This is a genomic window from Sporomusa sp. (assembly GCF_057736855.1).
Genome location: NZ_JBYKYF010000426.1, coordinates 1 through 2,056 on the forward strand (window position 1 = coordinate 1; position 2,056 = coordinate 2,056).

General features: G+C 42.3%; 3 protein-coding genes. 2 read left to right on the forward strand and 1 reads right to left on the reverse strand.

Features of this window, described 5'->3' with window-relative positions; genetic code table 11:
- Positions 1 to 153: 153 nt before the first annotated feature.
- A complete protein-coding gene (locus AC29Z1_RS17185; protein ID WP_488272668.1) occupies positions 154 to 1,086 on the reverse strand; it encodes a bifunctional UDP-sugar hydrolase/5'-nucleotidase in 933 nt (310 codons plus the stop codon).
- A 277-nt stretch (positions 1,087 to 1,363) separates the two neighbouring features.
- Here AC29Z1_RS17185 and AC29Z1_RS17190 point away from each other — a divergent pair, with 277 nt between their 5' ends.
- Positions 1,364 to 1,783, forward strand: coding sequence for a hypothetical protein (locus AC29Z1_RS17190; protein ID WP_488272669.1), 420 nt, complete (start codon positions 1,364 to 1,366; stop codon positions 1,781 to 1,783).
- Positions 1,780 to 2,031, forward strand: a complete 252-nt coding sequence (locus AC29Z1_RS17195) for an anti-sigma-F factor Fin (protein ID WP_488272670.1) — start codon at positions 1,780 to 1,782, stop codon at positions 2,029 to 2,031. Before AC29Z1_RS17190 ends, AC29Z1_RS17195 begins: the two co-directional genes overlap by 4 nt.
- Positions 2,032 to 2,056 lie beyond the last annotated feature (25 nt).

The window sequence follows — 2,056 nt, forward strand, 5'->3', positions numbered from 1 at the left end:
AATAGAAAGCCGCTTTTTGCCTTACGGCATAAAAGCGGCTTTGTCTACAATCTGATGCCATGTCACAGACATGGCATTTTATCTTTTTATTAGGTTATTGTATGGAGCTGAGTCCCCTGACCTGATGTGCAAAATAATACATTGGTTACGATGCTATGGACGTTTATTTAGATGTTGAAGTGTCGCATCATGATAAGGCCAGGCTGCATCTGCCATTCCCCTATCAGGTGGTGCCATTACGGAAAATATGTTGGAAGTATCTGTTCCCGTAAGTACCCATTTTTTTCCTAACTTTTCAAAGGTTAATTCGGTCTTGCTTAAGCTGCTGCCAAATTTACCTGGAGTGGGTGCGGCAACTCCGCTCACTACTAAACCATCATTTTTGACGACAATAATCGCATCTACCGACTTTTGAATGCTTTTGACAGTAGCGTTAATGGCACTATCCTGATCGATAAAGGTTAGGTTGGCATTTGCTGGTAGGTCAGTGGCAGGATTAATGGCCGAAGCACCGACAATGCCAATACGGATTTTTTCTTTTTTCTTGTCTTTGCCAACAGCAATCTCTTTAATGATGTACGGTTGAATGGCAGACAAGGATTTGTCCGAGGTACGGGCGTTGGCAGAGAGCACTGAGAATTTAGCCTGCAATAAGGCGTTCGCTAAATAATCTTGACCATAGGCAAGTTCCCCTTTACCAAGCACTACGGCATCATAGCCAAGATAGTTATACATGGCAACCATTGGATTTGGCAGATTTGACGTTGTGGTGGCAAAGTAATCGGTTAGTGCTGAACCAGAAAACATATTGCCGCAATCTACTAACAGCGTATTAAGATTGCTCTGGCGTTCCTTTTTTACTAAGCTGGCAATCTTCACAAGGCCAAAATCAGCTGTTTTAGGAAGTTCATAATTCCAGTTAATAATATGGCCATTGATTCCGGCTGTGGCCAGTACAGTCACTTTCACAGGCGCAGGTGGTACTGCTGGCTGTTTTCGTGCGGCTAGTGCCGCGGCGGGTAGCAACAACATAATGGTTAGTGCTAACGCTAGCAAGCGGCAAACTGAGTTATAAAATTTTTGCAAAACCATCCCTCCAAAAAAATATATATTCATTGACTAAAACCATAATTTCGCCGCATAAGCAAATTTATCCTGTTGTTTAGTGGCTGATAGTGGAAAAATACAGGCGGCAGGTAAGCTGAAGCTATGATAAACACGGTATCACAGGGTATACTTAGCTATTTTGTTGGGAAATAATAAATATAGACTGCCATACATTTGCGGTTATAAAACTTGCAGACAGCATTGCCATACTGTGCATTACACCATAAATCTGACAGATCTTTTGCGAGGATGACTCATGGCCTATATCATTGCTGCCCTTATGGCGGGCCTGAGCTTTTTGCTTAACCGGTTATTCCTGCAATATATCGGACCAGTAACCGTCATTAGTCTGGGGCCGGTTGTAGAGGAAGCTGCCAAAACCCTATTTGCCTATTATCTGAAGGCTGACCTTATTGCTGTCCATGTGGTCTTTGGTGCTATTGAAGCTGTATACGACTGGTATCAGGATGGTGGCAGAAGACTGGCAGCACCGGTTTTAAGCATTGGCGGACACAGCTTGTTTGGTCTCGCTACGGCAGGTGTTTTGGTCATGACAGGAAGCATTTGGCTGGGGTTGGTCACTGGTATTGTGTTACATCTAATCTACAATGTCACAGTGATCAAATGGTTGGCTAATTATACTGGCAAAAATGCAAGAAAGAGGGGTAACTCATGAAAATTTTTTATACTTGTGAATATTGTAATGAGCCGATTGATACATTAGAAGTAGATGAGGTAGATGAAGCCAAGTTTGGGTTTGATTGCTTGACTGCCCAGGAACGCCAGGATATAATTAAGACTGATGCTGTACAAAATGCCATTTATGTAAAATCCTTGTGTGATTCCTGCATAACGGCCATGGGTTTGGATGGTGATAGCATAGCATTAGGTATGACGACTACAAACAAAAGCTATATTCATTAATGAGTAATGGCTTTGAAAAGATAAA